The sequence below is a fragment of the Stenotrophomonas sp. YJH_SMC_19 genome (assembly GCF_059367915.1).
The window spans coordinates 190,486-214,084 of sequence record NZ_JCAFRI010000004.1 but is presented as its reverse complement, the minus strand read 5'-3'; the positions used below and the strand labels follow the sequence as shown (position 1 = coordinate 214,084).

Below are 23,599 nucleotides of genomic sequence, written 5' to 3'. Positions count from 1 at the left end.
AGGCAGGGGAGAATAGCCTAACGTCGGTCCGCGTCTGTGCCGAAGGAGGCTCTGCTTGCGTTTTCCGTTGTCGCCCGTGCTGTGCACCGCCCTGGCCGTGGCCCTGGCCGGCTGCACGCCGTCGCCGTCCGCGCCGGCGGAACGGGCCGCCAGCGAAGAGGCGCGCGCGGCCGAGGGCGCCGACACCGGCGCCAATGCCAGTTCGCAGGCCGGGCAGGGCAGCGTGACCATCGCCGGTGAAGATGCCGCCGAGGACGTACAGCAGTGGACGCCGCCACGGGTGGACCGCCAGGGCCGCAGCCTGGCCCAGTTGCGGCGCGCCGCCGAGCAGGCGTTCGCTGAAGGCCGGCTCTATGAAGATGCGGATGCCGCCATTCCGCTGTGGCTGGCGGTGCAGGAAGAAGACCCGGATGACCGCCAGGCCCGGCTGGGCCTGCAGCGTGCCCGCCAGCGACTGCAGCAGCTGGCCGATGCCCTGCTGGTGCGGCCGCTGAAGCAGCGCGAGGCGCTGGCCGAGGCCAGCCGCCAGGCACTGGTGTTGCTGACCCTGTCGCCGAAGGACGAGCAGGTGCGTGCGCTGCAGGCGCGGGTGGAGCTGGCGCAACGGGTGGTGGCCTACAACCGTGCTGGCGAGGAGGACCTGCGCTCGGACCGTATCGGTGAGGATGGCGACGGTGCCATCGGCAACTTCCGTGAGGCGCTGGCGCTGGATGAAGACAACAGCCGCGCACGGCAGGGCCTGGCCGCAGCCGAGAGCGGGTTGATCCGCCGTGCCGAACAGGCTGCTCGGGCGCGCGATTTCGCCAGTGCGGGTACCTGGCTGGCCGAAGCCAGCAAAGTGCGCGATTCGTCGCCGACGATCGCCGACGCCTTCGAACGCATCGAGCAGATCCGCGCCGCCACGCTGCTGCAGCTGCGTGATGACGGACTGCTTGACCTTGCCACGCCACAAGGCCTGAAGCCGGCGCGCGAGAAGCTGGCCGAGGCGCTTCGCATCGCTCTGCCGGGTGATGCAGTGGTGGGCCAGCTTCGCGAGCGCATCGACCTGGCCACCCATTACGGGAGCTTCCGGCCGGGACAGGTGTTCAGTGATGCGATGCGCGATGGGGGGCGCGGACCGCAGATGCTGGTGGTGCCCCACGGTGGCTTCCAGATGGGTGCAGGCGATGCCGAGCCGGGCTCGAGTGATGCCGAGCGTCCGTCGCACTACGTGCGCTTCGATCGCGGCTTTGCCATGGCGATCACCGAGATCACCGTCAGCGATTTCGAGCGCTACGTGAAAGCCTCCAATGCGCGCCCGCGCGCGACCCGGCGTGGCCATTCGGTGGTCTACGACGAACGCAGCGGCAATTTCATCCGCCGCAGCGGCGTGGACTGGCGTTCCGACTACGACGGCGGTCGCGCGCTGGGCAACTCGCCGGTGATGCACGTCAGTGTGCGTGATGCCGAGAATTATGCGGCGTGGCTGTCCGAGCAGACTGGCCGCAGCTACCGGCTGCCCAGCGAAGCCGAGTTCGAGTACGCGCTGCGCGCTGGCAGCAGTGGCCGCTATCCGTGGGGCGATGCCGGCGTGCCGCCGCCAGGCAGCGGCAACTTCACCGGCAGCAAGGACGTTTCGCCTTCGGGACGGCACTGGCACAACGCGTTTATCGGGTACGGCGATGGCTGGTGGGGGCCGGCGCCGGTGGCCAGCTTCCAGGCCAATGCCTTCGGTCTGCACGATATGGGCGGCAACCTCAGCGAATGGGTGGCCGACTGCTGGCATGCCAGCTACCGCCGCGCACCGTCCGATGGCGTCGCCTGGTTCAACCCGGGCTGCCGGTCGCGGGTGATCCGCGGTGGCAACTGGGCCAATGCCCCCGAGCAGACCCGCGCGGCCTGGCGGCAGTCCCAGGATTCGGATACCACCAATGCCCGCATCGGCTTCCGCCTGGTGCGCGGCATCTGAGCGGCACCCGGCTTCACCCGCTGCGGGCAGCGGCGCACTAAGATTGCGCCGTGCCCGCCAGCCGGCGGGGCCAGCAGGAAGTCCCCCGATGCGCAACGATCCCTTCTCCCGCTCGTCGCAAGGCCCACAGCGGCGTGGCCTGTTCGGCAACATCCGCTGGTGGGTGCTGCTGCTGGCCGCCGGCTATGCGCTGTTCTACTGGTTATCCAACCGCACGGTCGATCCGTACACCGGCGAGAAGGTGATGATCGACAGCAGCCTGGACGCGCGCCAGGAAACCGCGCTGGGGCTGCAGGCCTACCAGCAGATCCTGTCGCAGGAACGGCCGATGGACCCCAATGCACCGATCGCGCGCGATGTGCGCGATATCGCCCAGCGCCTGATTGCCAAGGTCGATGTGGTGGAGACCGCGCTGGCCCAGGAGCACGGCGTGCAGCCGGCGCATTTCGCGCGGGATTTCCAGTGGGAAGTGAATGTGATCCCGTCCGACCAGGCCAATGCGTTCTGCCTGCCGGGCGGCAAGATGGCGGTCTACACCGGGCTGGTGCCGGTAGCACGCACCCGCGATGCGATGGCGGTGGTGATGGGGCATGAGATCGCCCATGCGCTGCTGCGCCATGGTGCACAGCGCATGGCCCAGCAGAAGCTGACCCAGATCGGGCAGGTGGCCGGCGCCGCCAGCGGCATGGATGCGCAGCAGCAACAGATGATGATGTCGGCGATGGGCTATGGCTACCTGCTGCCGTATGCGCGCAGCCACGAGACACAGGCGGATGAAGTGGGGCTGATGCTGGCCGCAGCGGCGTGCTTCGATCCCCGCGAGGCGGTGCCGCTCTGGCAGCGCATGGGCCAGGCCAGTGGCGGCCAGGCACCGCCGGAGTTTGCCTCCACCCACCCGAACCCGGGCACCCGCATCCAGAACCTGCAGGCGCTGATGCCGAAGGCGCTCGAGTACCGGCAGAAGTTCTGCGAGCAGGCAAAGTAGGGGTTGGTCGGCAGGGCTTGCAGCCCTGCACCTGCCGAAGCAACAGCAACAGCTACAGCTACAGCTACAGCTACAGCTACAGCTACAGCGTGCATTCCGTGGGATGGCGGGGTGGGTCCGGTTTCGGGGGACGCTGCAAGTACGTCCATGTAAGCTCGGTCGCCGCATCCATGCGGCTCACGCCCCCTCAACCGGACCCACCCCGCCTTCGACAGATTCTCGCGATCTGTCGGAATGGCGCGGGGTCAGATCCGTTTTCCTACGGAAAACGGATCTGACCCCGAATTGATTCGATATCTGACAGAGATTCATCCACGCATGGCGTGGATCTACCGACCGTCATCGGGAAACTGTCGAGGGTGGGGCGGTGTGGCTGTGCAGGACCGTTGGCGCCATGGATGGCGCCATCGAGCCCCCAGGGATGGGTTTACGGCGTGTCCTGCACAGCCACACCGCCCCACCAAACCATCAGCAATCCAGAGCCGCTTTGGCTGTTGCTTCGGCCGTTGCTTGAAGCCTCTGCAGGTGCAGGGCGCAGCCCTGCCGAACACCCCTCTACTTGACCTGCACGTCGATCACGCCGTCGCCAACGCGGGCCTGCAGCGCGTCACCGGGCTGCACCTGGTTGACCTTCCGTACCAGCGTGCCATCGTCAGTGCGGGTCAGGATGCTGTAGCCACGGGCCACGGTGGCCAACGGGCTGACCGCTTCCAGTGAACGCGCCAGTCCGCGCAGTCGCAGTGCATCGCGCTCCAGCAGGCGCTGCATCGCTGCCTGCGGCCGCCCGCGCAGGGCGGCGAGGCGGCGCTGCATCGCGTCGAGCTGGCGTTGCGGATGGTGCCCGCGCAGTACCGCGGCCGCATGGCGCAGGCGTGCGGCACGGCGCTCCTGCTGCTGGTTGAAGACCGCATGCAGGCGCCGGCCCAGATCGAGCTGACGGCGGCGCAACAGGTCCAGCCGCGCCTGCGGGCTCTGTGCGTTCAGGCGCAGCAGGGCGCGGTCGGCACGCTGCATCGCCTGCTGCATCGCATGCCGTTGCAGCTGCACCATGCGCGCGGCCGTGCGGCGCAGGCGCAGCGCCAGTTCGCGCTGGTCCGGGACCAGCAGCTCGGCCGCCACCGATGGCGTCGGTGCGCGCAGGTCGGCGGCGAAGTCGCTGAGGCTGAAGTCGGTTTCATGGCCCACCGCCGACACTACCGGGGTGCGGCTGGCGGCGATCGCGCGGGCCAGTGCTTCATCGTTGAAGGCCCACAGGTCTTCCAGTGAACCGCCGCCACGGGTCAGCAGGATCACGTCGTAGCGGCCACTGGCATCGGCGGCCTGCAGCAGGCGGGTGATCTGTGCAGCGGCGCTGCTGCCCTGCACCAGGGTCGGCAGCAGGTCCACTTCCAGCAGCGGGAAGCGGCGGCCGAGCACGCTCAGCACGTCGCGCACGGCGGCGCCGGTGGGCGAGGTGATCACCGCCAGGCGCTGCACGTGCGCCGGCAACGGCCGCTTGCGTGCCGGGTCGAACAGGCCTTCGGCTTCCAGGCGTGCCTTCAGCTCTTCGAACGCGCGGCGCAGCGCGCCTTCGCCGGCTTCCTCCATATGGTCCAGCACCATCTGGTACTCGCCACGGGCGTCGTACAGGGTCACCTTGCCGCGCACCAGCACGCGCATGCCTTCGCGCGGCACGAACTTCAGGTACTGCGCCTTCATCCGGAACATTGCCGCGCGCAGCTGCGCACGTGCATCCTTCAGGGTCAAATACAGATGCCCGGAGGCGGGACGCGCCACGCTGCCCAGTTCGGCCTCGACCCAGATCGCCGGGAAGCTGCCTTCCAGCAGGTCGCGGGCCAGGGTGTTGAGCTGGCTGGGGGTGAGGATGTCGTTGTTGCGTGGCTGCATGGGAACGGCGTGCTGCGGGCGGAACGGGGGCTCAGGATCGCACGTCAGCGCACCCTGTGCTGGTCCAGCGCCCATTGCACGTGTTCGCGCACCAGCGGCGAGGGATCATCGACGCGGGTATGCAACGCGGCCAACGCTTCGGCCGAGGACGGTGCATTGCCCAGTGCCACGGCGATGTTGCGCAGCCAGCGTTCATGGCCGCTGCGCCGGATCGGGCTGCCTTCGGTACGGCGCAGGAATTCAGCTTCGTCCCAGGCAAACAGCTGGTCCAGACGGGCAGTGTCGAGGTTGTTGCGCGCGCGGAAATCGGCTTCGTCGGTACGCTTGGCGAACTTGTTCCAGGGGCAGACCAACTGGCAGTCGTCACAGCCGTAGATGCGGTTGCCGATCAACGGCCGCATGTCTTCGGGGATGGCACCGTCGTGCTCGATGGTCAGGTAGGAAATACAGCGCCGCGCGTCCAGCCGCTGCGGGCCGGTGATGGCCTGGGTCGGGCAGACATCGATGCAGCGCGTGCAGGTGCCGCAGTGTGCCGTGGCCGGTGCATCGATCGGCAGCGGGATATCGATGTAGATCTCGCCGATGAAGAACCAGGAGCCGCCATGGCGGTCGATCAGGCAGGTGTGCTTGCCGATCCAGCCCAGGCCGGCATTGCGCGCCAGTGCGCGTTCCAGCACGGGCGCCGAATCGACGAACACGCGGTAGCCCAGCGGTGCCACTTCATCGTTGATCTGCGTGGCCAGCTTCTGCAGGCGGTTGCGCATCAGCTTGTGGTAGTCGCGGCCCAAGGCGTAACGGGCCACGTAGGCGCGGCCCGGGTCGGCCAGGGTTGCCCAGGCTTCGGTGTCGTCCTTGTGGCTGTAGTCCATGCCTACCGAGATCACCCGTACGGTGCCGGGCAGCAGCTCGGCCGGGCGCGCGCGCAGGGTGCCGTGGCGCGCCATCCAGTCCATCGTGCCGTACAGGCCCTGGCCCAGCCAGTCGGCCAGGTGCGCCTCATCCTCGCCCAGCTCGATGCCGGCGATACCGCAGCGCTGGAAGCCATGCGCACGCGCCAGTTCGCGGATGCGCTGCACGGCCTGGGCCGGATCGACAGGGATGGGGGCGGGGGACATGTGCACCAGTATAAAATCCCTGCATGGCCAACCTTGCCGATCTTTTCGATTCCGCTGCCGCGCGTGCGCTTGATGCGCAGGCTTCGGCGCTGGCCGCCGAGGGTGGTTGGGGCCTGATGGCGCAGGCCGGCCAGGCCGCCTGGCAGTGCCTGCTGCAGCATTGGCCGCAGGCGCAGCGGATCGGCGTGGTGGTCGGAGCAGGCAACAACGGCGGCGACGGCCTGGTGCTGGCCCGCCATGCACGGAAGGCCGGGCGCGCGGTGACGGTGATCGCCTTGCCGGGCAAGCCACCGGCGACGTCGCTGGCACAGCGTGCAGCATCGGAATTCACGTCCCACGGCGGCACCATCACCGATTTCGACGGCGGGCTGCCCGAGGCCGATATCTGGGTTGATGCCCTGTTCGGTCTGGGCTTCGACCGTGCGCCGGAAGGTGTGGCGCAGGCGCTGATCGCCGCCCTCAACGCGCAGACGGCACCGGTTCTGGCGCTGGACGTCCCCAGTGGCGTCGATGCCGACCGGGGCGCCGTACCGGGCGAGGCGGTGAAGGCTGCTTTGACCCTGCAGTTCATCGTGCCGCATCGCGGGCTGTATACCGGCGATGCGCTGGATCATTGCGGGCGGAAGGCGTTGGCGCCGCTGCAGCTACCCACGGCCGCATGGCAGGGCGTGTCACCCGCCGCAGAGCACTGGACCCAGGCTCGCTTGCCGGCACTGCTGCCGCCGCGTCGTGCCAATACCCACAAGGGCGAATCCGGGCACGTGCTGTGCGTCGGCGGCAACCATGGCAGCGGTGGGGCCATCGCGATGGCGGCCGAAGCGGCACTGCGTGCCGGCGCGGGACTGTTGAGCCTGGCCACCCGGCGCGATCACGTCGGCCCGTTGCTGGCTCGGCTTCCCGAGGCGATGACCCATGCGCTTGAAGATGGCGATGTGCTGCCGGCGCTGCTGGAGAAGGCCAGGGTGGTGGCGATCGGCCCCGGCCTGGGCCAGGACGAATGGGCACGCGCAATGTTTGCGCAGGTGCTGGACAGCGACAAACCGCTGGTGGTTGATGCCGATGCGCTGAATCTGCTGGCGCAGGATCCGCGCGCGCTGCCGGAGGCGATCCTTACGCCACATCCGGGCGAGGCCGCGCGCCTGCTCGACTGCAGTACCGCTGACATCCAGGCCGATCGCTACCGCTGTGCGCAGGCGTTGGCCGAGCGCTTCCACGCCGTGGTGGTGCTGAAGGGCGCGGGCAGCATCGTGACGGCGCCCGGGCAGGTGCCACGGCTGATTGCTGCAGGCAACCCCGGCATGGCCGTGGGGGGCATGGGCGACCTGCTCACCGGCATCATTGCCAGCCTGCGCGCGCAGGGCCTGGCCGCCTTCGACGCTGCCGCCACTGGCGCACTGCTGCACGCGCTCGCCGGCGACGCTGCGGCCGCCGACGGCGCGCGCGGCATGCTTCCCACTGATCTGCTGGTGCCGCTGCGGCAACTGGCCAACCCGGAACGCTCTTCATGACTGAATTCTTCCTTGCCGACAGCGATGCCACCGAACTGCTCGGGCAGTGGCTGGCGGCGACCCGACCGCCGCAGGCGCTGATCGAACTGCGCGGCGACCTGGGCGCCGGCAAATCCACCACCGCACGCGCACTGCTGCGCGCGCTGGGCGTGCAGGGCGCGATCCGCAGCCCCACTTACACCCTGGTCGAGCGCTATCCGCTGGCCAGCGGTGGCGAGGCCTGGCACCTGGACCTGTACCGGATCGGCCAGGCCGGCGAACTCGATTTCCTGGGCCTGGACGAGGGCAGCGCGGTGTTGTGGCTGGTGGAATGGCCGGAACGCGGCGCTGGCGCGCTGCCGCCGACCGACCTGGTGGTGGCGTTGGAGATCGAGGGGCAGGGGCGTCGCGCCCGTCTCACCGGAGCCAGCGACGTCGGACATGAGTGGCTGAAGCGGCTTCCCCAAGGGGGCGACTTGCAGGCCATTTCTGTCGGCTGACGAGAACAAAGACCGGCAGGTTACGGATTATTAAGGAAAAAGGTGTTGCATTCCGTTCAGCGCGGTGATTGAATCCTGAGCCATGCGCCCGGGGAACCGTCTCATCGCTATCTGTGCCGCCGTCGGACTGGGTCTGGCGAGCGTCAGTGCGTGGGCCGGTGAAGTCCGCCAGGTCCTGCTGAATACCGGCGCCACCGGCACCCGTGCCGAGATCTCGCTGGTCGGCAGTGGCGGCTACAAGACGCTTTCTCTGGCCAGTCCGAACCGTCTGGTGGTCGACTTCCCTGACTCCAGCGCCATACGCGACCTGAAGATGCCGGCTGCGCAGGGCGTGGTCACGGCGGTGCGTACCGGACAGCCGGTGCCGGGGACCTTCCGTGTCGTTTTCGACCTCGCTGAATCGGTGGCGCCGTTCCGCCCGCAGATGCAGCGGGAGGGCAATGAATCCAAGCTGGTGATCGAATGGCCGGGCGATGGCCCGGCCATGGCCGCCAGCCGTCCGGCAGCGACACCGGCGGTGCAGCCGCAGGCACCGGTGGCGACGCCCGCGCCGACCCCGGCTGAAAGCGCACAGTCGCGTTCCGATGCCGCACGTGCGACCGCACTGCTGACCGCGCAGGTGCGGCAGCAGGCCAGTGCCACTGCCGCCGCACCGGCCACGCCGACCCCGGCGCCGTCCACCGCGCCGGCCCAGGTTGCGGCGGCCGGTACCGTGGCCAGCAGCTCACCTTCTTCCTCGCCGGCCGCGATCCTGGCCGGCCAGCGCACCGCCGCCGTGGTGACCACGCCGCCGGCTACCGTGCCTGCACCGGCGCCGACGCCGGTGGAACCGCCGCGCCCGGCCATGCCCAGCGATGCCTCGCGCATCCGCATGCAGGCCGGCATGCGTCATCTGGTGGTCGCCATCGATCCCGGCCATGGTGGCCAGGATCCCGGCGCGATCGGCCCGACCGGCAAGCGCGAAAAGGATGTCACCCTGGCGGTGGCGCGTGAGCTGGCCCGCCAGGTCAATGCGACGCCGGGCCTGAAGGCCTATCTGACCCGCGACAGCGACGTGTTCATCCCGCTGCCGATGCGTGCGCAGAAGGCACGTGCAAACAAGGCCGACATCTTCATTTCGATCCATGCCGACGCGGCCGAAAACCGTTCGGCCACTGGTTCGTCGGTATACGTGCTGTCGACCAAGGGCGCCTCTTCGCAGCGCGCCCGCTGGCTGGCGGACAAGGAAAACGCGGCCGACCTGGTGGGTGGCGTGCGCCTGCAGCAGACCGAAGGCACGCTTGCCAACGTGCTGCTGGACCTTGCCCAGAGCGGTTACATGAAGGCATCTGAAGATGCCGCCGGCCACGTGCTGGGCGGCCTGAAGCGGATCGGCAACAACCACAAGCCGAACATCGAACGTGCGAACTTCGCCGTGCTGCGCACCTCGGACATGCCGGCGATGCTGGTGGAAACCGCGTTCATCTCCAACCCGGACGAAGAGCGCCGCCTGATCGACCCGGCCTACCAGCGCAAGATCGCCGGCGCCGTGCTCGATGGCGTGCACACCTTCTTCAGCCGCCAGCCACCGCCGGGCACGCTGTACGCAGCCCGTGCCCAGGCCGAGATCGACGCTGCCGGGACCATGGCCGGCGGCAGCAAGTAACCCGCCGAAGGCAGGTTACTGCTTTCTGTAGCGTCGACTGTCAGTCGACTACGCGCGCAGCGCGGGGTTTTCGCCGCCCGGCGGAGGGCAGTCGACTGACAGTCGACTCTACACGGGGCGGCTCCGCTATCATCAACCCATGAAGTCTGCTGCCCATCCTCTCCCATGAGCGCGCCCGGACCGCGCCCGATCCGGCCGTTGCCGGAAATCCTGATCAACCAGATCGCCGCCGGCGAAGTGGTCGAACGTCCTGCGTCAGTGGTCAAGGAGCTGGTCGAGAACGCGATCGATGCCGGTGCCAGCCGCGTTGATATCGATCTTGAAGAGGGTGGTGTCCGCCTGATCCGCATCCGCGACAATGGCAGTGGCATCGCGCCGGAACAGCTGCCGCTGGCGGTCTCGCGCCACGCCACCAGCAAGATCGCCGATCTGGACGACCTCGAATCGGTGGCCACGCTCGGGTTCCGTGGCGAAGCGCTGCCGTCGATCGCCTCGGTCAGCCGCTTTACCCTGTCCTCGCGTCGCGCACATGACGAACACGGTTCGGCACTGCAGATCGAAGGCGGCAAGATCGGCGAAGTGACGCCACGTGCGCATGCACCCGGCACCACCGTGGAAGTGCGCGAGCTGTTCTACAACGTACCGGCGCGGCGCAAGTTCCTGCGCGCCGAGCGTACCGAACTGGGCCATATCGAAGAGTGGTTGCGTTCGCTGGCGCTTGCGCGACCGGATGTCGAGCTGCGCGTGTCGCACAACGGCAAGGCCTCGCGCCGCTACAAGCCGGGCGATCTGTATTCCGATGCGCGCCTGGCCGAAACGCTGGGCGAGGATTTCGCCAACCAGGCCGTGCGCGTCGACCACAGTGGTGCCGGCCTGCGCCTGCACGGCTGGATCGCGCAGCCGCATTATTCGCGCGCCAGCGCCGACCAGCAGTACCTGTACGTCAACGGCCGTTCGGTGCGCGACCGCAGCGTCGCCCATGCGGTGAAGATGGCTTACGGCGATGTGCTGTACCACGGCCGCCAGCCAGCCTATGTGCTGTTCCTCGAGCTCGACCCGACCCGCGTTGACGTCAACGTGCACCCGGCCAAGCACGAGGTTCGCTTCCGTGATTCGCGGCTGGTGCACGATTTCGTCTACCGCACGCTGAAGGACGCGCTGGCTGATACCCGCGCCGGCATGTCGGCGCAGGAGATCGGTGCGGGTCCGGTGCATCCGGTGGACGCCGCTGCTGTACCGATGGCATCGAGCGCGGGCGCATCGGGTTTCGGGCTGGTGCGTGGGCCTGCGCCCGGTGCCGGCTCGGGCAGCGGTGGTGGTGGTTTTTCCGGCTGGCGCCCGCAGCAGCCCCTTGGGCTGCAGGTGGCCGATGCACCGGCGGCCTATGCCGCGCTGTATGCCGCACCGGCCGGTGCCGAACGCGGTGCTGCGCTGCCGCCGATGCCGACCGAGAACGGACTGCCGGTGACCAGTGCCGACGCCGGCGTACCGCCGCTGGGCTACGCGATCGCGCAACTGCACGGCATCTACATCCTGGCCGAGAACGCAGAAGGCCTGATCGTGGTCGACATGCATGCCGCGCACGAGCGCATCGGCTACGAGCGCCTGAAGAACGCGCACGATGGTATCGGCCTGCAGTCGCAGCCGCTGCTGGTGCCGATCACACTCGCCGTGGGCGAGCGCGAAGCCGACACCGCCGAAAGTGAAGCCGAAACGTTGGCGGCGCTCGGCTTCGAGGTGACCCGTGCCGGCCCCGGATCGCTGCACGTGCGCAGTATTCCAGCGCTGTTGGCGCATGCCGAACCGGAGGGGCTGCTGCGCGATGTGCTGACCGACCTGCGCGAGCACGGCCAGAGCCGCCGCGTGGCCAGCGCACGTGACGAACTGCTGTCGACCATGGCCTGTCACGGTGCGGTGCGTGCCAACCGGCGCCTGACCGTGCCGGAAATGAACGCGCTGCTGCGCGACATGGAAATCACCGAACGGTCTGGCCAGTGCAACCACGGCCGGCCGACCTGGGCCCGTTTTTCGCTGGCGGAGATCGACCGCTGGTTCCTGCGCGGACGTTGAGGGGAGCATCGATGCGTTATCGGGGAATGGGCGGCCTGCTGGCCGCCTTGCTGTTGGCCGCGTGCAGTCCGGCAACACCGCCGGCGCCGAAGGTTACCGAAGATCCGGCCTATGCGGCCGCGCAGCAGCAATGGCGGGTGGCCCGCTACCAGGACCTGACCCGGCCCGATGGCTGGACGGCCCTGGTCGGCCTGCACTGGCTGCAGAACAAATCACACTTCGTCGGCAGTGGTGCCACCAACGGCATCCGCCTGACGGTTGGCCCGGACAAGCTGGGCCTGCTGCGTCGCGAGGGCAGCCAGTGGTGGTTCACGCCCGAAGCCGGTGTGGATGTCAGCCATGATGGCCAGCCGGTGCGCGGCCGCATCCGCATCGACACCGACAAGGATCCGCAGCCAACCCTGTTGGCCTTCGACGGTGGCAAGGGCCAGCTCAGCATCATCCGGCGCGGGCCGCGCGATGCGCTGCGGGTCAAGCATGCCGATGCGCCGGCGCGCCGTGATTTCGCCGGGCTGGAGTACTGGCCGGGTGGCCCGGACTGGCAGGTGCAGGCACGTTTCATCCCGCATCCGGCGGGCAAGACCCTGCCCATTGTCGACATCACCGGCCTGACCACCGAGATGCCCAATGCGGGCGCGGTCGAATTCGAACGCGACGGCCGCACATGGCGGCTGGAGGCGATCGGAGCCACCGGGCAGCCGCTGTTCCTGATCTTTGCCGACCGCACCAGTGGCCGCGGTAGTTATCCGGCCGGGCGCTACCTGGATACCGATGCGCCGGCAGCCGACGGCACGCTACGCATCGATTTCAATCATGCCTACAACCCGCCGTGTGCATTCACCGCCTATGCCACGTGCCCGCTGGCGCCGCCGGAAAACCGGCTGGACCTGCGCATGGAAGCGGGCGAGAAGGCCTACCACCTGTCTGAAGGAGAGGGCTGAGATGCCGTTGAAGGGACTGTTCCGTGCAACGCTGCTGATGGCAGCGTTTGCAATCGCACCGCTGGCACCGGCGCGCAATGCACCGGCCACCGACGCCGCGGCCACGGCGGCGGCCAAGCCGCCGGTGCCGCTGCTGTGGAAGGTGACCGGCCCGGGTGATTCACGCGTATACCTGCTTGGATCATTCCACCTGTTGAAACCGCAGGACTACCCGCTGTCGCCCGATGTCGAGCAGGCCTTCGAGGCCTCGCAGCGGGTCGTGTTCGAACTGTCGCCGGAGGACATGCAGTCGCCGCAGCTGGCCAGCCGCATGGTGCAGGCTGCAGTGCGCACCGATGGCAGCGAGCTCAAGCGCGATCTTGACGCGGCTACCTGGCAGAAGCTGCAGGCGTTCGCATCCGAGAACAAGCTTCCGTTGGCACAGATGCAGGGCATGAAGCCCTGGTTCGTCGGCCTGAGCATTTCGGTCGGGCAGATGCAGAAGATGGGCCTGGACCCGGCGCTGGGCCTGGACCGTCATTTCATGGAGCGCGCGCAGAAGACCGGCCGCAGGACCGCTGGGTTGGAAGACATCGATACCCAGATCGGCATGCTCGACGGCATGACCGTGCAGGAGCAGCGACAGATGCTGTCCGAGGCGCTGGATCAGGCGGGCAAGGGCGATGAGCAGGCGCGCCAGCTGCATGATGCCTGGCGGCGCGGCGATGAGCGCGTGTTGTGGACGAAGATGGCCGCGGAAATGCGCCAGCAGTATCCGCAGCTTTACCAGCGCATCAACACCGGGCGCAACGATGCGTGGGTACCGAAGCTGCTGCCGTACCTGCAGGCCGGGCAGGGTGGCACGCTGGTGGTGGTCGGTACGCTGCACCTGCTGGGTAGTGACGGCGTGGTCGAGAAGCTGAAGGCGAAGGGCTACAAGGTCGAACGCGTATGCACGGGGTGCAAAGCGAAACGTTGATGCTCCGCCGGGGGCACAAAACAAAACGGCGCGCCATCGGGCGCGCCGTTTTCGTATCCGACGGTACAGCGGCTCAGCGGCGGGTCTTGCCGCCGGTGCCGGTACCGGGTTCGTTGGGCTTGTTGCCGGTACCGGTACCGGTACCACCCGGTCGCGGACCACCGAAACCGGTGCCCATGCTGCGCTGGAATTCCTGCCACAGCTCCAGGTTGCGCTCGGTCAGCTGGTTCATCATCGCCCACGGGGTCTGGCCCAGCAGGTTGCCCATCTGCTGGCGGAACTGCTGCTGCTGGTCGAGGAAGACCTGCATGCTGCGCTCCAGGTAGTTGCCCATGAAGCCTTGCAGGGAGTCGCCGTAGAAGCGGATCAGCTGGCTCAGCAGCTGGGTGGACAGCATCGGTTCGCCGTCCTGTTCCTGGTCGGCGATGATCTGCAGCAGGACCGAACGGGTGAGGTCGTCGCCGCTCTTGGCGTCACGGACTTCGAAGTCTTCACCGTCCAGGATCAGCTGGCGCACGTCCTCGATGGTGATGTAGCTGGAGATCTCGGTGTCGTAGAGACGGCGGTTCGGATACTTCTTGATGATGCGGGTCGCAGCCATTGAAGCGGTCACTCGTCACAGTAGATGCGAAGCATGGCGCAGTGCAGTAGCCGTTGCAACCGCCTCAGCCCCCGCCAGGCTTGGCTTTCACAGGGGATCATGTTGCGCAACAAGGGTTTGCGTGCTGCGCAGCATGACCATCGGCAGGGGCGGCGGGTGTGCGCCGCCGAGGCCGCCGGCGCGGCTTACCAACCCATATGGTGGCCGCCATTGATGTCCAGGTTGCTGCCGGTGATCCACGAGGCTTCCTCCGCCACCAGGAAGGACACCCCGTAAGCGATTTCCTCCGGCTTGCCGAGGCGCCCGGTGGGAATGTCGGCGACGATCTTGGCGCGCACTTCCTCCGGCACCGCCATCACCATGTCGGTGGCCACGTAGCCGGGCGAAATGGTGTTGACGGTAATGCCGAAGCCGGCGTTCTCGCGCGCCAGCGAGATGGTGAAGCCGTGCATGCCGGCCTTGGCCGCCGCGTAGTTGGCCTGGCCGTACTGGCCCTTCAGGCCGTTGATCGAGCTGATCTGGATGACCCGGCCCCAGCCGCGGCGGCGCATGCCCTCGATGACCGGGCGGGTGACGTTGAACACCGAATTGAGGTTGGTGTTGATCACATCGTGCCACTGGTCCGCGCGCATGCGATGGAACGTGGTGTCGCGGGTGATGCCCGCGTTGTTGACCAGGATCTCGACCGGGCCCAGCTCGGCCTCGACGGCGCGCACCAGCGCTTCGGCGCTGCCTGGATCGGAGACATCGCCCGGGAAGATCGACACGCTGTAGCCGCGTTCGGTCATTGCCTGCTGCCAGGCGCGGGCCTTGGCCTCGTCGCGGTAGTTGGTGGCGACCCGGTGGCCCTGGTCGGCCAGGCGTTGGCAGATGGCGGTGCCGATGCCGCCGGTTCCGCCGGTGACCAGTGCGACGCGAGATGTCATGGAGTGTTGTCCGGGTGTCGGGTGGGGGAAGGGGGATTCTGCAACATCGGCGCGGAAAGTGCGCCGGCTGGCAACAGGATGTCGGTCCGCGGCAGTCGTGCCGGGTCGAAGGCCTGCCGAGCGGTGGCCAGCAGCGTATCCAGGTCGTGCGCAGGTTCCAGCGTCCCAGGTGCCTGGCCGAGCAGCTTCCAGAGCTGGCGCAGCACGGGCAGCGGGTGCGAACTGTCCACCGGCAGCGCCGCCAGCGACTTGGACAGTTTGTGGCCCGGCGCATCCAGCAGCAGCGGCAGGTGCCAGTAGCGCGGCACCGCCAGCCCCAATGCCTGCTGCAGCAGGATCTGCCGCGCCGTGGAGTCGAGCAGGTCGGCGCCGCGCACCACTTCGGTCACTCCTTGCGCGGCGTCATCGACCACCACCGCCAACTGGTAGGCCCAGCAGCCATCGGCGCGGCGCAGCACGAAGTCGCCGACTTCGGCGTGCACGTCCTGCTGCTGCGGTCCACGCAGGCCATCGTCGAAGTGCACGATGCTGCCCGGTGGCACGCGGAAGCGGACGGCAGGGTCCGGTCGAGGTTGCCGGGCGACGCAACGATGGTGGATGCCGCCGTTGGCGGCCAGGTCGCTGCGGCTGCAGTGGCAGACAAGGGCCTGGTCGCTGGCCAGCAGCACGTCCAGCGCGGCCTGGTAGGCCTCGCCGCGGGTGCTCTGCCAGAGGATCGGGCCATCGTGGACCAGGCCGAACGCGGCCAGCGCCCGCAGCTGTGACTCGGCGGCGCCGGGCACGGTGCGTGGTGGATCGACGTCTTCGATGCGCAGCCGCCACAAGCCGCCGTTATGTCGCGCGAGCAGCCAGCTGCCGAAGGCGGCGAGCAGGGATCCGGGATGGAGCAGGCCGGTCGGCGAGGGCGCGAAACGACCGCAGGGAATGGGGGAGGTCATGCTGGCTGAATCGTCGGTCAGGTTGGCGCTTGAATTCAAGCTGACCACACCGCAAATTGACCGGTATCGACCCCTTCCGAGCCGGATTTTCCCATGTTTACCCGCATTGCCCTGTTCCTGGCGACCAACTTCGCGGTCCTGATTCTCGCCAGCATCGTGATGTCGTTGCTCGGGGTCAATCCAAGCCAGATGAGCGGCCTGCTGGTCATGGCCGCGATCTTCGGCTTCGGTGGCTCCTTCATCTCGCTGCTGCTCTCCAAGTGGATGGCCAAGCGCTCCACCGGTGCGGTGGTGATCACCGAGCCGCGCAACCAGACCGAGCGCTGGCTGCTGGCCACCGTCGAGCGCCAGGCCAAGGCGGCCGGTATCGGCATGCCCGAAGTAGCGGTGTACGAAGGCCCGGAGATCAACGCCTTCGCCACTGGCGCCAACCGCAACAACGCGCTGGTGGCGGTGTCCACCGGCCTGCTGCACAACATGAGCGAAGACGAGGCCGAAGCGGTGCTGGGCCACGAGATCGCCCACGTCGCCAACGGTGACATGATCACCATGGCGCTGCTGCAGGGCGTGCTGAACACCTTCGTGATCGTGCTGGCCCGCGTGGTCGGCGGCATCATCGACAGCGCGCTGTCGGGCAACCGCGAAGGCGGCGGCCGTGGCTTCGCCTATTACATCATCGTGTTCGTGCTGGAGATGGTGTTCGGCCTGTTCGCCACCATGATCTCGATGTGGTTCTCGCGCCACCGCGAGTTCCGCGCCGACGCCGGCGGTGCCTCGCTGGCCGGCCGCCAGAAGATGATCGCCGCGTTGGAGCGGCTGCAGCTGAACCACGGCCAGAGCACGCTGCCGACCCAGATTGCCGCTTTCGGTATTGCTGGTTCGACGGCGAAGAAGCTTTTCATGAGCCATCCGCCGCTGGAAGAGCGCATCGCCGCGCTGCGGGCGTCGACGGTGGCGTAAGTCTCCGTACTTCTACGGTAGTGCAGGAACGCCTGGCCCCGCGCCGGGCGTTTTTGTTTGCGCGGTGCATTGCTGATGCCGGATCGTGCCCGGCGGATCGTTTCCGCGCCTGCGGGGAGGTGTCACTTTCTTTGCTCGTGCAAAGAAAGTAACCAAAGAAACACGCCGCCAGGGCGCGAGCCGACGTGCTGCGCACGCCGGTACCCTACGCTCCTCGGCCCGTCGAGGGACGGTGCGGGAACTCGCTGCGCTCAGACACCCGCACCTCTTCGCCCTCGCCGGACCTGCGGTGCTCGGCTCGCTTGAAGGCGGACTGGAAAATCAAGATCAAGGGCAACAGCATCCACGCATGGCGTGGATCTACTGGGTGCAGCTGTGGCATTTGACCTTGGGTCCGCCTTGAGCGAGCCGAGCATCGCAGGGGAATCAGGGGCGAAGAGGCGCCGGTGTCTGAGCGCAGCGAGTTCGGCGCCGTCCCCTGATTCACCGAGAAGCGCAGGGTACCGGCGCGTAGCGACGGCTCGCGGCTGGCGGAGCGTTTCTTTGGTTACTTTCTTTGCGCGCAAAGAAAGTGACACCCCTCCGCGGTCGCGGAAATGACTCTCCGTGCGCACAAACGAAAACGGCACCCTCGCAGGTGCCGTCTCCATGAACCGCATTACGCGAAACCTCAGAACTTCGCGTCGAACTCCGCCGCGTAGCCCGTGTTCACCAGCACCTTCTGCAGCGACTCGGCCACCTTCAGGTTGCCGGCAACGATCTGGTGGGTCTCCGGGCCACGGTTGTCCATGCGACCCAGGGTCGCGCCCTTGAAGTCGCAGACCTTGCCACCCGCCTCGCGGACCAGCAACAGCCCGGCAGCGATGTCCCACGCCTTCACGCCGGCTTCGAAATAGGCGTCGGCGCGGCCGCAGGCCACGTAGGCCAGGTCCAGCGCGGCCGAACCGGTGCGGCGGATGTCCTCAGCCTGGACCAGCAGGGTGTCGACCGACTTCAGCTGCGCGCTGGCGCGGCTGCGTTCGCGCGGGGCGAAGCCGGTGTGGATCATCGTGCCTTCCAGATCCTTGCGGTCGGCCACGCGGATGCGGCGGTCGTTCAGCACGGCGCCGGCGCCACGGCTGGCGGTGAACAGTTCATTGCGCAGCGGATCGAAGATGACGGCATCGGTCGGCTCGCCGTTCTCGACCAGGGCGATCGACACGCAGTAGTGCGGCACGCCGCGCAGGTAGTTGCTGGTGCCATCCAGCGGGTCGATGACCCACATCTGGCGGCGCTCGCCCTGCACGCCACCTTCTTCACCGAAGATGCCGTAATCCGGGTAGGCGCGCTTGAGTTCCTTGACGATGACCTTTTCCGCGTCCGCATCCACTTCGCTGGCGTAGTCCATCCGGCCCTTCTGCACCACGTTCAGTGCCTCGAGCTTGTTGATGTTGCGCAACAGGACGTTGCCGGCGAGGCGGGCGGCCTTGACCATGACGGTGACGGCGGGTTTCTGCATGGCGTGGGCTCCCGGAAAGGCAGAAGAGATGGACTGGCGGGGGAAAAGAGCGGGTCCGGCGCAGTGGCCGGCCGCACAGTTTACCATTGGTCATCGTCCAGCTCGACCTTTTCCCTGTTCATGTCCCAGTTTCCCGCCGCCACCCGCCTCCGATTCGTCCTGGTCGGTACCCAGCACCCCGGCAACATGGGGGCTGCCGCCCGCGCCCTGAAGACCATGGGCCTGGCCCGCCTGGTGCTGGTCGCCCCCGAAAAGCCGCTGGACGAGGAGGCCTTCCGCCGCTCGGCCGGTGCCGAAGACGTGCTGGGGGACGCTCCGGTGGTGGCCACCCTGGCCGAGGCCGTGGCGGATTGCCGCCTGGTACTGGGTTGCACGGCCCGTGCCCGCCGCGTCCAGCTGGAGGAATACCTGCCGGCCGACGCTGCCGCCCGTGCGGTGGCCAAGGCGGGCGAAGGTGCCGAGGTCGCACTGGTATTCGGCCGCGAGCGTACCGGCCTGACCAACGAGGAGCTGCAGCTCTGCCACGCCGCAGTGCACATCCCGTCAGACCCGGAGTTCAGCTCGCTCAACCTGGCCGCCGCCGTGCAGGTGCTGGCGTACGAAACGCGCATGCAGCTGCTGGGCGCGCAGCCGGCCGCCGACGCCGAGCCGGGCTTCCGCGAACAGGCCGCCAGCCATGAGCAGATGGAGAGCTTCTTCGCCCAGCTCGGCGACACCCTGGACGAGATCGATTTCCACAAGGGCCGCGCGCCGGAATCGGCGATGCGCAAGCTGCGCCGCCTGTTCCTGCGCAGCGAGCCGAGCGAGCAGGAAGTGCGCCTGTTGCGCGGCATCCTCGCCGATACCCAGCGCATGGCGCGTCTGGCCCAGGCCGGCAGCAAGGACAGCTGACGACGTTCTCATTTTTTCGGGTAGTCTGTCTGGATACCCAGGGGGGATGACGTCTGTGTCGGGTCTGCGAAAGGCAATGCAGGGGGGACTGCTGAGCCTGGCCATGGTCCTGCTGGCCGGAGCCGTGCATGCAGCACCGGATCCGGTGCTGGTGCTGGGCCGGATCAGCGATGACCCCCAGGCTCACTACGAGCAGCTGCAACCCCTGCTGGACTACGTGGTGGCGCGCATGCATGACGTCGGCATCCAGGAGGGGCGGGTACTGATGGCCCGCGACCCGCAGCAGATGGCCAGCTATCTGCGGCGGGGACGGGTCGACTGGGTCACGGAAACCTCCGGTACGGCGGTGGCACTGGGCCAGCGCAGTGGTGCGCGGCCGCTGCTGTTGACCGAGCGCAACGGGGTGCGCGAATACCAGACGGTGTTCTTCGTGCGCAGCGACAGTCCCATCCAGCGGGTGCAGGATCTGCGCGGCCATCGCCTGGCCCTGCAGAACACGGCATCCACCAGCGCCTACCTGGTGCCGGTGATGACCCTGCTGAACCATGGCCTGTCGCCGCAGATCCTGGCCGGGGTCTGGGACGTGCCAGGGCGTGACAGCGTGGGGTATGTGTTCGCGCGCAGCGAGTTGAACATCGCGACGTACGTGCACAAGGGGATGGCGGATGTGGGGGCGGTGAGCAGCGTGGACTGGAACGACGAGCGGCGGGTGCCGGCTGCATTCCGGCGCGATTTCCGCGAACTGCTGCGTACCGAACCCTATCCGCGTGCGGTGGAGATGGTCCGCGCCGACCTCGATGCCCGGGTGCGCGACCGCCTGCAGGAAGTCCTGCTGCAGGCAGCCAGCGACCCGCAGGCACAGGGCGCGTTGCATCGGTTTTTTGGCACTTCCGGTTTCCACCGTGTCGATGCGCATGCGCAGCAGCGGTTGGATGAATTGAAACAAGGATTGACGCGCGTGCGGATGGAAGTGGAATGAAGTGGCTCGGCTCGGGGATGCAGGCCCGGTTCCTGCTGGCGATGGGCGGAGCGATGGTCGTGGTGGTCGCCATTCTGGCGGTGCTGCTGGGGCGCCAGACGGCGATGCAGAGCGAGGTGCGCACCCTCAGCGGTGGCGTCATCCATGAATTGTTCGACCGCAGCGTGCGCAGCCGCGGCGAGGCGATGGCGCGCGAGTTGTCCGATGCGCTGGCCAACCCGCTGTATTACCGCGACCTGGACCAGGTCGGCGTGCTGGTGCGCAGCACGGCGCGACAGCCGGTGGTGCGCTATGTACTGGTGTTCGACGAGCGCGGCCGGCTGGTGCACGACGGCTCGGTCGAGGTCCCGGGATTCGGCCAGCCGATGGGCGATCCCCTGGCACCCAAGGCTGCGGCGGCGCAGGCCTTGCTGGTGCAGGAATCGCCGAAGGTGCTGGACAACACGATGCCGATCATGGTCGGCAACCAGCGCATCGGCGGCGTCCGCGTCGGCATGGCGCTGGACGAAGTACAGCAACGCGAGCAGGCGGCCAACGCCACCCTTGGCGAGCGCCTGCAACTGGTCGGCAGCCGCCACCTGGGTTGGTTGCTGCTGATGCTGGGGTTGCTGGTGGTGATCGGCGTGGTGGTGATCCTGTACGTGCAGCGCACGCTGGTCGCGCCGATCCGCGATCTGGCCGCGGCCGCGCGCCGCATCGAGGCCGGTGACTACCAGACGCCCCTGGCCGAGAACACCCGTGACGACGAAGTGGGTGAGCTGGTGCGCGGCTTCGCCCGCATGCGCGATGCGATCGCCCGCCATGACCGTGAAGTGCGGCGCATGGCCTATACCGACGCGCTGACCGGGCTGACCAACCGGCTGGCATTCCGCGAAGCGCTGGACCATCGGCTGATGGCCGCGCGTGCCGCCAATCACCGGTTGGGCCTGCTGTTCGCCGACATCGACGATTTCAAGCGGGTCAACGACACGCTTGGCCATGAGGCCGGTGACGAGGCGTTGCTGCAGTTCGCACAGCGCATCGGCCGCGCCGTTGCGGAGGCAGGCGGCGACGAGGCCCTGCTGGCCCGCTTCGGCGGTGACGAGTTCGTGATCCTGGTGGGCGACGGTGATGTGGCCGCCAACGCGCGGCTGCTGGCCGAAGTGCTGGTGCGCGAGCTGGGCAGGCCGCTGGTGGTGCAGGGCAGGGAGCTGTTCCTGGGCACCTCGATCGGCGTGACCCTGTTCCCCGACGATGCGGCCGATGCGACCACCCTGTTGAAAAACGGCGACATCGCCATGTACCAGGCGAAGATGGCCGGCAAGAACTGCTATCGCTACTACAGCCGGGCGATGGACCACGCGGTCGAACGTCGCGTGCATATGGAACAGGAGCTGCGCGGGGCCTGGGAGCGCGGCGAACTGCGCCTGGCCTACCAGCCGATCTTCCGCATGCGCGACCGCCGCATGGTCGGCGTCGAAGTGCTGCTGCGCTGGCAGCATCCGACCCTGGGCACGATTCCGCCATCGGTGTTCATCGAGGTGGCCGAGCAGAGTGGTCTGATCGAGATCATCGGCCCGAAAGTACTGCGTGCGGCCTGCATGGAGGCCTCGCAGTGGCCGCGCGGGGCGGCCGGCGACGACCTGTTCGTGTCGGTGAACGTGTCACCGCGGCAGCTGCGCGGCGGCGAACTGCCGGCGCTGGTCGCGCAATGCCTGCATGAGTCCGGGCTGCCAGCGTCGCGCCTGCATCTGGAGCTGACCGAGACCGCGGTGATCGGTGACGAGATGGTCGCCGCGCAGCTGCTGGACAAGCTGCACCGCACCGGCGTGAAGGTATGGCTGGACGACTTCGGCACCGGCTTCTCCGGGCTCAGTCATCTGCGCCAGGTGCCGGTGGACGGCGTGAAGATCGACAAGAGCTTCGTGGCCGACATGCAGCGTGATCCCGACGACCTCGCATTGACCACGGCGATCATCGCCATGGCCCACGCGCTGGGCATCACGGTGGTGGCCGAGGGCATCGAGCAGCAGGCGCAGTTCGAACTGCTGGCGCAGCGCGGCTGCGATCTGGGGCAGGGCTACTGGCTGAGCCACCCGGTCACCGCCACCGAAGTGGTGCGGATGATCGAATCGGGCGTTTGACCGATTGACGTTGTGCCGTGGGTCATCCCTTTTCCGCAGTAAAAGGGATGACCCACGCTACGGAATTACACCGGGCGCTTGCTCGGGTCGCCGGGCAGTTCGCGCACCAGCTTCGGGACCAGATAGCCGGACAGGCGCGCGGTCAACCCGGCAATCAATGCCTTGGCCCGGGTGTCGTCCACTTCGAAGTGGGCCACGCCCTCGACCCGGTCCAGCTGGTGCAGGTAATAGGGCAGCACGCCGGCGGCGAAGCTGCGCTCGCTCAGGTCCTGCAGGGCCTGCACGCTGTCGTTGACCCCGCGCAGCAATACCGCCTGGTTCAGCAGCTGGGCGCCGATGCCGCGCAGGCGCGCCATCGCCGCGTCCACGCTGGCATCGAATTCATTGGCATGGTTGGCGTGGACCACGATGGCCAGCGGCCACGGCAGGCTGCCCAGCCAAGAGACCAGTTCATCGTCCACGCGCTCGGGCAGCACGATCGGCAGCCGGGTATGGATGCGCAGGCGGCGGATATGCGGGATCGCGCGCAGGGCGTCGGTCAGCTCGGCCAGCTTGTGCGTGGCCAGCGACAGCGGGTCACCGCCGGACAGGATCACCTCGTCGATGTCCGGGTCGGCGGCGATGGCGGCTACGGCTTCCTGCCAGCCACCCTTGGCGGCGTTCTCCGCGCCATAGTCGAAGTGGCGGCGGAAGCAGTAGCGGCAGTTGATCGCACAGCTGCCCGTCGCCACCAGCAGGGCGCGGCCACGGTACTTCTGGATGACGCCGGTGGCCTTCTTGGCGGCACCATCACCCACCGCATCGAAGCTGAACCCGGGCGCCGGGCGCATTTCCTCGTCGATCGGCAGCACCTGCCGCAGCAGCGGATCGGCCGGATCGCCCTTGCGCATGCGGGCCACGAACCCCTCCGGCACGCGCAGCGCGAACTGGGCCATGGCCGCTTCGGAGACGCCCAGTGCCGCCGGGTCCAGCTGCAGCCGGGCCAGCAGCGCCTGCGGGTCGCGCAGTGCCTGGCGCCAGAGCTGCTGCCAACGCGCGGGCGCGCCTGGCGACTGGGGCCGGGGGAAGGCGGAAAGCTGCATGGAGAGGGGGCCTGCGGTTATCATGGGGGCAGAAAAACAGTCGCCCACCGGCACCCGGTGGGCTT

19 protein-coding genes are annotated in these 23,599 nt (G+C 68.0%); 12 read left to right on the top strand and 7 right to left on the bottom strand.

Features of this window, described 5'->3' with window-relative positions; all coding sequences use genetic code 11:
* Window positions 1-55 precede the first annotated feature (55 nt).
* Together AC5P5R_RS07135 and AC5P5R_RS07130 are read left to right on the top strand one after the other, a co-directional pair.
* Window positions 56-1,948, top strand: a complete 1,893-nt coding sequence (locus AC5P5R_RS07135; protein WP_495226346.1) for a formylglycine-generating enzyme family protein — start codon at window positions 56-58, stop codon at window positions 1,946-1,948.
* 88 nt (window positions 1,949-2,036) lie between these two features.
* Entirely contained in the window at window positions 2,037-2,933 is an 897-nt protein-coding gene (locus AC5P5R_RS07130; protein ID WP_012480853.1) for a M48 family metallopeptidase, read from the top strand.
* Window positions 2,934-3,488: 555 nt separating this feature from the next.
* Here the strand turns inward: AC5P5R_RS07130 and xseA are convergent.
* Both xseA and queG read right to left on the bottom strand, forming a co-directional pair.
* Window positions 3,489-4,820 carry an exodeoxyribonuclease VII large subunit gene (xseA, locus tag AC5P5R_RS07125; RefSeq protein ID WP_111723019.1) on the bottom strand — a complete coding sequence of 444 codons (1,332 nt, stop codon included), beginning with the start codon at window positions 4,818-4,820 and terminating at the stop codon, window positions 3,489-3,491.
* Between the two features lie 44 nt (window positions 4,821-4,864).
* Window positions 4,865-5,935 carry a tRNA epoxyqueuosine(34) reductase QueG gene (gene queG, locus AC5P5R_RS07120; protein ID WP_033834693.1) on the bottom strand — a complete coding sequence of 357 codons (1,071 nt, stop codon included), beginning with the start codon at window positions 5,933-5,935 and terminating at the stop codon, window positions 4,865-4,867.
* A gap of 23 nt (window positions 5,936-5,958) precedes the next feature.
* On the opposite strand from queG, the gene AC5P5R_RS07115 reads away from it, so the two are divergent.
* From AC5P5R_RS07115 to AC5P5R_RS07090, 6 genes are all read left to right on the top strand, one after another.
* Window positions 5,959-7,443 carry an NAD(P)H-hydrate dehydratase gene (locus tag AC5P5R_RS07115; RefSeq protein ID WP_099484827.1) on the top strand — a complete coding sequence of 495 codons (1,485 nt, stop codon included), beginning with the start codon at window positions 5,959-5,961 and terminating at the stop codon, window positions 7,441-7,443.
* On the top strand, window positions 7,440-7,922 hold the full coding sequence (gene tsaE / locus AC5P5R_RS07110; RefSeq protein WP_005410396.1) for a tRNA (adenosine(37)-N6)-threonylcarbamoyltransferase complex ATPase subunit type 1 TsaE: 483 nt from the start codon (window positions 7,440-7,442) through the stop codon (window positions 7,920-7,922). Before AC5P5R_RS07115 ends, tsaE begins: the two co-directional genes overlap by 4 nt.
* A gap of 82 nt (window positions 7,923-8,004) precedes the next feature.
* Window positions 8,005-9,567 carry an N-acetylmuramoyl-L-alanine amidase gene (locus tag AC5P5R_RS07105; protein WP_100438767.1) on the top strand — a complete coding sequence of 521 codons (1,563 nt, stop codon included), beginning with the start codon at window positions 8,005-8,007 and terminating at the stop codon, window positions 9,565-9,567.
* Between the two features lie 165 nt (window positions 9,568-9,732).
* Window positions 9,733-11,637, top strand: coding sequence for a DNA mismatch repair endonuclease MutL (gene mutL, locus AC5P5R_RS07100; protein ID WP_100438766.1), 1,905 nt, complete (start codon window positions 9,733-9,735; stop codon window positions 11,635-11,637).
* Window positions 11,638-11,648: 11 nt separating this feature from the next.
* The gene (locus AC5P5R_RS07095; protein ID WP_005410393.1) at window positions 11,649-12,578 is read left to right on the top strand and encodes a DUF1684 domain-containing protein; all 930 of its coding nucleotides are present in this window, start codon (window positions 11,649-11,651) and stop codon (window positions 12,576-12,578) included.
* Between the two features lies 1 nt (window position 12,579).
* Window positions 12,580-13,536, top strand: a complete 957-nt coding sequence (locus tag AC5P5R_RS07090; RefSeq protein WP_100438765.1) for a TraB/GumN family protein — start codon at window positions 12,580-12,582, stop codon at window positions 13,534-13,536.
* 73 nt (window positions 13,537-13,609) lie between these two features.
* On the opposite strand, the gene phaR is transcribed toward AC5P5R_RS07090, so the two are convergent.
* From phaR to gluQRS, 3 genes are all read right to left on the bottom strand, one after another.
* The gene (phaR, locus tag AC5P5R_RS07085; RefSeq protein ID WP_005410391.1) at window positions 13,610-14,137 is read right to left on the bottom strand and encodes a polyhydroxyalkanoate synthesis repressor PhaR; all 528 of its coding nucleotides are present in this window, start codon (window positions 14,135-14,137) and stop codon (window positions 13,610-13,612) included.
* Window positions 14,138-14,322: 185 nt separating this feature from the next.
* Window positions 14,323-15,063 carry an acetoacetyl-CoA reductase gene (gene phbB, locus AC5P5R_RS07080; RefSeq protein ID WP_005410389.1) on the bottom strand — a complete coding sequence of 247 codons (741 nt, stop codon included), beginning with the start codon at window positions 15,061-15,063 and terminating at the stop codon, window positions 14,323-14,325.
* Entirely contained in the window at window positions 15,060-16,001 is a 942-nt protein-coding gene (gluQRS, locus tag AC5P5R_RS07075) for a tRNA glutamyl-Q(34) synthetase GluQRS (RefSeq protein ID WP_100438764.1), read from the bottom strand. The genes phbB and gluQRS overlap by 4 nt, the downstream gene beginning before the upstream one ends.
* Window positions 16,002-16,094: 93 nt before the next feature.
* On the opposite strand from gluQRS, the gene htpX reads away from it, so the two are divergent.
* A complete protein-coding gene (gene htpX / locus AC5P5R_RS07070) occupies window positions 16,095-16,961 on the top strand; it encodes a protease HtpX (RefSeq protein WP_005410387.1) in 867 nt (288 codons plus the stop codon).
* 670 nt (window positions 16,962-17,631) lie between these two features.
* Here the strand turns inward: htpX and AC5P5R_RS07065 are convergent.
* Window positions 17,632-18,459 (bottom strand): inositol monophosphatase family protein, encoded by an 828-nt coding sequence (locus AC5P5R_RS07065; RefSeq protein ID WP_005410386.1) that lies wholly within the window; start codon window positions 18,457-18,459, stop codon window positions 17,632-17,634.
* Window positions 18,460-18,579: 120 nt separating this feature from the next.
* On the opposite strand from AC5P5R_RS07065, the gene AC5P5R_RS07060 reads away from it, so the two are divergent.
* The 3 genes from AC5P5R_RS07060 to AC5P5R_RS07050 are packed head-to-tail and all read left to right on the top strand — an operon-like array spanning window position 18,580 to window position 22,452.
* Window positions 18,580-19,350, top strand: a complete 771-nt coding sequence (locus tag AC5P5R_RS07060; RefSeq protein WP_005414025.1) for an RNA methyltransferase — start codon at window positions 18,580-18,582, stop codon at window positions 19,348-19,350.
* 46 nt (window positions 19,351-19,396) lie between these two features.
* Entirely contained in the window at window positions 19,397-20,329 is a 933-nt protein-coding gene (locus tag AC5P5R_RS07055; RefSeq protein ID WP_049404638.1) for a phosphate/phosphite/phosphonate ABC transporter substrate-binding protein, read from the top strand.
* The gene (locus AC5P5R_RS07050; RefSeq protein ID WP_062607456.1) at window positions 20,326-22,452 is read left to right on the top strand and encodes a putative bifunctional diguanylate cyclase/phosphodiesterase; all 2,127 of its coding nucleotides are present in this window, start codon (window positions 20,326-20,328) and stop codon (window positions 22,450-22,452) included. The genes AC5P5R_RS07055 and AC5P5R_RS07050 overlap by 4 nt, the downstream gene beginning before the upstream one ends.
* A 65-nt stretch (window positions 22,453-22,517) precedes the next feature.
* On the opposite strand, the gene epmB is transcribed toward AC5P5R_RS07050, so the two are convergent.
* Window positions 22,518-23,534, bottom strand: a complete 1,017-nt coding sequence (gene epmB, locus AC5P5R_RS07045) for an EF-P beta-lysylation protein EpmB (protein WP_044570623.1) — start codon at window positions 23,532-23,534, stop codon at window positions 22,518-22,520.
* Window positions 23,535-23,599: the final 65 nt, after the last annotated feature.